At 38.7% G+C, this 8,086-nt stretch carries 6 protein-coding genes; 1 reads left to right on the forward strand and 5 read right to left on the reverse strand.

All coding sequences use genetic code 11. From position 1 onward, the window contains the following. Positions 1-204: 204 nt before the first annotated feature. From accA to dnaE, 5 genes are all read right to left on the reverse strand, one after another. Complete coding sequence (gene accA, locus V7149_RS01245; protein ID WP_335343863.1) at positions 205-1,182, reverse strand: acetyl-CoA carboxylase carboxyl transferase subunit alpha; 978 nt, start codon at positions 1,180-1,182, stop codon at positions 205-207. Continuing rightward, positions 1,176-2,045, reverse strand: a complete 870-nt coding sequence (gene accD, locus V7149_RS01250) for an acetyl-CoA carboxylase, carboxyltransferase subunit beta (protein WP_335343864.1) — start codon at positions 2,043-2,045, stop codon at positions 1,176-1,178. The genes accA and accD overlap by 7 nt, the downstream gene beginning before the upstream one ends. A gap of 150 nt (positions 2,046-2,195) precedes the next feature. After that, the gene (locus V7149_RS01255) at positions 2,196-2,759 is read right to left on the reverse strand and encodes a FadR/GntR family transcriptional regulator (RefSeq protein ID WP_438823972.1); all 564 of its coding nucleotides are present in this window, start codon (positions 2,757-2,759) and stop codon (positions 2,196-2,198) included. A 69-nt stretch (positions 2,760-2,828) separates the two neighbouring features. Continuing rightward, positions 2,829-4,067, reverse strand: coding sequence for an NAD(P)-dependent malic enzyme (locus V7149_RS01260; RefSeq protein WP_335343866.1), 1,239 nt, complete (start codon positions 4,065-4,067; stop codon positions 2,829-2,831). Positions 4,068-4,359: 292 nt separating this feature from the next. Continuing rightward, positions 4,360-7,689, reverse strand: a complete 3,330-nt coding sequence (gene dnaE, locus V7149_RS01265; protein WP_335343867.1) for a DNA polymerase III subunit alpha — start codon at positions 7,687-7,689, stop codon at positions 4,360-4,362. A gap of 220 nt (positions 7,690-7,909) precedes the next feature. Between dnaE and V7149_RS01270 the strand changes: the two genes are divergently transcribed. Next, the coding region (locus V7149_RS01270; RefSeq protein WP_335343869.1) for a YtrH family sporulation protein at positions 7,910-8,086 on the forward strand (177 nt) is incomplete at its 3' end.

Here is an 8,086-nt window from a genome sequence, read left to right on the forward strand (position 1 = left end):
CTAGTACGTCCTGTACGTTGGGGGTAGGCGCTCCTCCTAAAAACTAACGCTTTTACTCGTGCGATGATAATGCTGCCGAAGCGTTCCTTGTGGAGCTGGAAAGTTCTCAAACTCGAGAAAAGTTATACTTTCTATTGAAATAGCTAACAGATTGTAGAATTTCAATACTGACCAAAAAAAAGAACATGCTGTAATAGCACGTCCCTATTTTACCCCGATAAATTCCTTTAAATTAGAAAACTCACCAATGGATTTATACTTATCATACCGGTGAATAGTTAATTGGTCTTCTGTAAATCCTTTTAGTTCTTTCAGAGATTTATGCAGGACTTCATCTATGAAATGTGCCTGCTGCTTTATATCTTTATGTGCCCCACCTTTAACCTCAGAAATAATTTCATCAACGATTCCTAACTCTTTAAGATCTGGGGCTGTAATTCTCATGCTCTCAGCTGCTCTTTTCGCTTGAGTGGCATCCTTCCATAATATAGCAGCAGCACCTTCAGGCGAAATAACCGAGTACGTTGAATTCTCAAGCATATGAATATGATTTCCAACACCCAGTGCTAATGCGCCTCCGCTTCCGCCTTCTCCGATAACGATGCAAACGACAGGCACCTTTAAACTAGCCATTTCAAATAAATTTCGGGCAATTGCTTCACTCTGCCCTCGTTCTTCGGCTGCTTTACCAGGATAAGCACCTTTTGTATCAATGAAACAAATAATCGGGCGTCTAAACTTTTCTGCCTGTTTCATTAGCCTAAGGGCTTTTCGGTAACCCTCTGGGTGAGGCATGCCGAAGTTTCTGCGGATGTTTTCTTTCGTATCCTTGCCTCTTTGATGACCAATTACAGTAACAGGAAGTCCTTTATATTTGGCAATCCCGCCAACAATCGCCTCATCATCTGCAAATGTTCTATCTCCATGACATTCAAAGAAATCAGTGAAAAGAAGTGAAATATAATCCAAAGTCGTTGGACGGCCTGGGTGTCTTGCGATTTGCACTCGATCCCAAGGTTTCATGTTTTCATAAATCTCTTTTTCTAATTTTCCTAACCTTGCTTCTAATTTTTCAATTTCTGCAGATAAATCCACATCTGCATTTTTAGTAAATTCCTTTAGCTCCGATATTTTATTCCTAAGCTCAATAACCGGTTTCTCAAATTCAAGGACTCCTACCATTCAAGGTCACCTCCTTGTTCATGTATAGATAGAATAGTCGCAATTTGCCCTTTCAAATCTAACCTCGAAATGACTGCATCCAATTGTCCGTGTTTTAATAAAAATTCTGATGTCTGGAAGTCTTCAGGCAGTTCCTCCCTGATCGTCTGCTCAATGATTCTTCTACCTGCAAAGCCAATTAACGCCCCTGGTTCTGCTAGATTATAATCACCAAGAGAGGCAAAGCTAGCTGACACGCCCCCAGTAGTTGGGTGTGTCATAATAGAAATAATTAAACCGCCATTATCACTGAATCTTTTTAAAGCCACACTAGTTTTTGCCATCTGCATTAAGCTTAGTACACCCTCTTGCATCCTGGCTCCGCCTGAAGCTGTGAAGATAATGAAAGGTACTGACAATTCATCTGCTTTTTCAATTGCTAGTGTTATTTTTTCTCCAACTACCGATCCCATACTGCCCATTCGAAACGTTGAATCCATAACGGCAATAACAATCTGATGTCCGTTAACTGTTCCAATGCCAGTGACAACCGCTTCGTTTATACCGGACTTTTTCCTGTCCTTTTCAAGTTTTTCAATATAATCAGGGAAATTCAATGGGTTTTCAGAAATCATTCCCGCATTCATTTCTTCAAAGCTGCCTTCATCAAGAAAGCTATCTACCCGCTCACCTGAATCCATAGAATGATGGTATTGGCAATGCATGCAAACCTTTAAATTCTTCATTAATTCTTTCGTATACATGATCTTTTTGCAGTTTGGACACTTTGTCATAATTCCTTCGGGAACATCCTGCTTGGCTGCTTCCGAAGGAATTGTAGCGTATTTCTTCTTTTTTGGTTTTGTAAAAATCTCCTTAAGCAAGGTGAAACCTCCCGTTCTATATATAACAGCGTTTCTTTTCGTAACAGAAGTGGTCAGACCACTTAGAACAAAAATAAATGAGTGAAGGAAAACTTGTCTATCTTTACCACTATAGAATAAAAGAGCTACAAAATTTGCAAAAAACTGTCGTTAATCATTCGACAATTTTCTAAGCTCCTTATAGGCTTTCCTAACCTCAGATTCTTTTCTTGTTAATAGTTTATTGATTACATTCATATATTCTTGCTTGTCTGCGTCCATTTTAAATATTTTCAAGGAATTATAATAGTCTTTTAATATTGTCCATAATCGCAGAAGCAAATGATTATCTGCAAGCTCCGCCATTTTCAGGAAAAAATCTTCATCTGTGAATGATGAAGTTTCCGCCCATTTTTTTATGTCTTGCAATAGCTTATCTGGTGATTTGATAAGAACAAGTAACAAGCAGTCCATTTCAATCAGAGACTTTGTCTCAGCAATGTCTGCTTTCGCCTTTTCATCTTGAAGAATAAAGGTACTGATCAGTTGAACAAGCTGATGTCCTTTAAAGTCGCGAATAAAGGTTCCTTCTCCTCTTCTAGTTTCAATTAACCCTAGAAGTTCAAGTGCTCTTAGCGCTTCACGAACGGAAGAGCGCCCAACTATTAGGCGCTCACACAATTCTCGTTCAGAAGGTAATTTATCGCCAGCTTTTAGACCCTCTTGTTCGATCATCAGTCTAAGCTGTTTGACAATTTCAACATATATCTTTGAACCTTGTTGACTTGGATCCACGTTAAAGACTCACTCACTTTTCCCAATAACTGCGAGTTTTCGTGTTTTCTCTTTGACAGCTTCCGGGTCAACTTTAATTCGAGCTACCCCTGTCTCCATCGCTGCTTTTGCCACTGCGGCAGCAACTTCTGGTGCGACCCTAGAGTCAAAAGGACCTGGAATCACGTAGTCTGCGTTCAGTTCATCTTCATGAATAAGATTTGCTATGGCTTCTACTGCCGCAATCTTCATCTTTTCATTAATATGTGTCGCCCTTACATCTAAAGCACCGCGGAAAATACCCGGGAATGCAAGAACATTGTTTACCTGATTAGGGAAATCGGATCTTCCTGTTCCAATGACAGCTGCACCTGCTGCCTTTGCTTCATCAGGCATGATTTCCGGAGTAGGATTCGCCATTGCAAAGATAATCGGATCTTGGTTCATTGAACTAACCATATCTGCTGTCAAAGAGCCAGCGGCAGAAACTCCAATGAAAACGTCTGCACCTTTAATGACATCTGCAAGACTTCCTTGAACCTTATCGCGATTCGTATATTTCGCGACATTCGTTTTTATATCATTCATACCATTCGGACGGCCTTCGTAAATCGCACCCTTAGTATCGCACATAATGATATCTCTAACCCCATATGTGTAAAGAAGTTTAATGATGGCGATCCCAGCAGCGCCAGCTCCATTTGCAACAACCCGAATTTCATTCATTTTCTTCCCTGTAATCTTCAATGCATTTACAAGGCCAGCAACCGTTACAATGGCGGTTCCATGCTGATCATCATGGAAAACAGGGATATTTGCTTCCTTTTTTAATCTTTCTTCAATCACAAAGCAATTAGGGGCAGCAATGTCCTCTAAATTAACGCCTCCAAAAGTAGGCTCTAGTAATTTAACCGTTTCAACAATTTTATCAATATCCGTTGTATTTAAACAAATAGGAAATGCATCTACACCAGCAAAGCTTTTGAATAAGACAGCTTTTCCTTCCATGACAGGCAGTGCAGCTTCGGGGCCAATGTTTCCAAGCCCAAGTACAGCTGTCCCATCTGACACGACCGCTACCATATTGCCTTTCATTGTATATTCGTATACAGATTCAGGCTTATCATAAATCTCCTTACAAGGCTCTGCGACTCCAGGTGAGTATGCGAGACTTAAATCTCGTGCATCTCTCACTGGCACCTTAGACTTAGATTCAAGTTTTCCTTGGTTAACTCTATGCATATGAAGAGCTTCTTCACGTAAAGTCATGCTTATTCCACTCCTTTGAATTGCTTATAAATTCGGTAGCATATACGTTATGTAAAAACAAATAAAACTTGGCGTCTGCAAGTTCTATTGCAGATGCCTTCGTTTTCTTTATGCGATATTCTAAGCAGTAAGCTAATTAATTTCTAAATTATCTTTTCTTTTATAGATATTATCTTTCTATCGATCGTTTGTAGAATTCTTTAAGTCTCGTGGTGGTCAGACCATTTTCTCTTTTAACAAATATACCATATTTGTTGATGATGTAAAGTAATAACATGAGTCAGGAAAAATGCTATTTTTTGAGAATTACGTGTTGTTCCCCAAGGATTTCCTTTAATTTCATAATAAATTCTTCAGTAGGATTAACTAAATCTTCCTCTCCTAAACGAATCCTTTTTTTCGTGCTTTCATAATATAAAATAATTTGAACTTTTCCTTCATTTTCATTAAATAATTTTTTGAGATAATGAAGAATATCCNNNNCGGGATCCTTTTTCTCTTCCTTTTCGATAGCCGCATTGACTTCTTCACATCTTTGAACAATAAATTGACGCTTTCCATCCTTTTCTTCCAGCTTCCCCTCAATTAAAAGAATATTGCCTTGCTTTAGCAATACGGAGAATTTAGTATATGTATCAGGAAAAACAACCGCTTCCAATTCATCTGTTTGGTCACTGATCGTTAAAAAAGCCATGGCAAGACCTTTTTTTGTTCTTATATTTTTTATATTTGTCAAGTAAACTACTGCACGGACTCGGTTTGTACTAGGATGCAAATAATATAGTTGTGTGGCGTTCAACATTGGCACATACATCTCGTATGAAGCAACAGGATGGTCTGATAAATAAACCCCAAGTACCTCCTTTTCAAAAGCCAGTTTATCCTCTGAACGTATCGAATCTACTAGTGTATACTTTGGTTTTGGAAAAAAATCACCTTCTGAAAAGAAATCAATTTGTTCATCTTCGATCTTCAGTAAATTTGCATGTTCAACTGCGGGGTCAAGACTTGCAAGCAGTACAGCCCGGTCTTGACCAAATTCATCAAAGCTTCCTGAATGCACTAGCGCCTCCAGCACCTTTCGATTGATCGCTTTCGCCGTCACTCGGATAGAGAAATCAAATAAATCATCAAACCGTTTATTCTTTCTCGAACGAAAAATTTCCTTAAGAGCAGATGCACCTATTCCTTTAATTGCAGCCAAGCTATATCTAATAGTATCTTTTTCAACTAAGAATGAGTATCCGCTGTTATTTATGGAAGGAGGAAGAATCTTAAGATTCATTTGCTTGAGCTCCCTCACATATTGAGAAATCTTTTCTTCATTTCCAATAACAGATGTGAGCAATGCCGCCATAAAATGAAGGGGATAGTGTGCCTTTAAATAAGCAAGCTGATAAGAGATAAAGCTATAGGCAACAGCATGACTCCGGTTAAAGCCATAATTGGCAAAGCGAACGATTAAATCATATATATCATTGGCCGTTTTCTCATTGTAGCCTTTCTTTAACGCCCCATTTACAAAATGGGTTCTTTCCCTGTCAAGAATTTCCTTTTGTTTTTTACTGACGGCTCTCCTAAGCAAGTCAGCCTCTCCAAGTGTGAACCCCGCCAATTTGGCTGCAATTTGCATAATTTGTTCCTGATAAACAATCACCCCATATGTATTCTCAAGAATGGGGATTAAATCGGTGTGGGGGTAAGTAACCTTTTGTTTACCATGCTTACGATCAATAAAAAGTGGGATATTCTCCATTGGACCTGGTCTGTACAAAGCATTTACGGCAACGATATCTTCAAAGCTGGAAGGACGGAGCTTTTTTAATACCTTTCTCATTCCTTCAGATTCCAGCTGGAAAATTCCAGTTGTCTCCCCTCTGCTTAATAACTCAAAGGTGCTATGATCATGGAGAGGAATCGCTTTAATATTTATACTCTTACCAGTCTTTTTTTGAATTGACTTCAAAATATTTTCAATTAGAGATAAATTTCTTAACCCTAGGAAGTCCATTTTTAATAAGCCGATTTCTTCTAAATGCTCCATTGAATACTGTGTCAAATAAACCCCATCATGCCCATTTTGAATTGGAATAACATTTACTAATGGCTTTTCACTTATAACGACCCCTGCCGCATGAGTAGATGTATGCCTTGGAAGCCCCTCTATCTTAAGCGCAGTTTCGAACAGCCTGCGATTTAAGCTCGATTCACTTACAAACATTCGTAACGATTCTGATTCCTTATAGGCATCCTTTAAAGTAATCCCTAATTTAGATGGTATTCTTTTCGATAAGCTGTCTAATTCTTTCGGATTTAATCCGAATGCTCTTCCTACATCCCGTAATGCCGCTTTTGCTGCTAAGGTACCAAATGTAATAATTTGAGCCACATGAAGCTCACCGTATTTCTGTGAAACATAATGGATTACCTCGTCTCTGCGATGATCGGGAAAATCAATATCAATATCCGGCATCGATACACGCTCAGGGTTAAGGAAACGTTCAAAAAGCAGCTTATGCTCAATCGGATCTGCATCCGTTATATATAAAACATAAGCTACAATAGATCCAGCAGCCGATCCCCGGCCTGGTCCTGTTAATATTCCATTCTCCCTTGAAAACTTCATAAAATCCCAAACAATTAAGAAATAGTCGCTAAACCTCATTCTTTTTATGATCTGAAGTTCATAGGCTAACCTTTGTTTATGCTCTTCTGTTACGTTTGAATATCTTTCTTTAAGCCCTTTCAGGCACGTAGCCTCCAGGAGTTCATCAGAAGAGCCATTATTTTCTACCGGATACTTTGGGAGGTGCTGCTGATTGAGTTCGATCATTACATTACATTGGTCGGCAATTTTCAATGTGTTTTCCAGGGCATCTGGATATTCTAATAACAACTCAGCCATTTCTTCTGCAGTTTTTAAATAGTACTCATCGCTTTTTAGATGCACCCTCGTTTCATCCTGAAGCTTTTCCCCATTCTTAATGGCCATGAGGCACTCTTGTGCAAATGCATCCTCTTTTGAAAGATAATAAACTTGGTTTGTTGCTGCTAGTTCAATGCCTGTTTCCTTTGACAAACGGACTAAACTTGGATGTATTTTTGTTTCCTCAGCAAGCTGATGATTCTGGAAAGACAAATAAAAATCTCCCCTGCCAAACAATTCTTTATATATACTAGCTGCTTCCACTGCCTTTTCATATTCATCATTTGCTAAATAATGTTCAATTTCCCCCTCCATGCCAGGACTAATGCCTATAAGACCATCTGAATAAGCCTTTAGCCATTTGGCTGGAATCCCTTCAGGAGATTTTGTTTGAACAACACTTGTTATTTTTAATAGATTTTGAAAGCCAATCTGATTTTTTGCCAGGAGCACAATGGGATAGGCTAACGAGGGCTGTATCTCACTAACAGCATCAACCGTTAACCCCAAAATTGGTTTAATAGATTGTTTTAAACATTCTTTATAAAAAGCTACTGCCCCGTACATAACATTGCGGTCAGTCAAGGCTATTGCTGAAAAGCCCTTTTGTCTTGCGTCTTTGACGAGCTGCTCAACGGCTGCCGTACTAGTCAATAAACTATACGCACTATAAACGTGAAGGTGAATAAATGCCAATTTGTTCACACCCTTAATTCTTCTCTTCTTAATATTATAGGACGGTTCATGGAAAAAGGAAAATACGTTCTCTTTTTAATAAGATCTAAACAAAAATTTGTAGAAGAGGATTAATCATATTTCAGAAGGTTTGTCCATAGAATGGTAGAAATCGTTTTGATATTAGGCGGAAATAAGAAAAGCGGAAGCGTTTTTATCTCCGCGGTAAGGAAGGATGATCATGAAAATCCAGCCCTATTTCGCTACATTATTTGATAGTTATTTTATTGCTCTTGGGGTAGTCATCGGAGGATCGATTATTGGAAGCGTTGCTGCGTTTCTTACGGGAAAGCCGCCTTTAACAGAAGCATATCGAATATCTAATATTATTAGAATTTGGGCAATTATTGCAGCAATC

Source organism: Bacillus sp. JJ1503 (assembly GCF_036965125.1).
In the GTDB taxonomy this organism is placed as follows: domain Bacteria; phylum Bacillota; class Bacilli; order Bacillales; family Cytobacillaceae; genus Cytobacillus.

Bases quoted from the DNA above. Each gene is read 5' to 3' on its own strand.
- accA (WP_335343863.1), bottom strand. From the start codon at position 1,182: ATGGTAGGAGTCCTTGAATTTGAGAAACCGGTTATTGAGCTTAGGAAT.
- V7149_RS01255 (WP_438823972.1), bottom strand. From the start codon at position 2,759: ATGATCGAACAAGAGGGTCTAAAAGCTGGCGATAAATTACCTTCTGAA.
- V7149_RS01260 (WP_335343866.1), bottom strand. From the start codon at position 4,067: ATGACTTTACGTGAAGAAGCTCTTCATATGCATAGAGTTAACCAAGGA.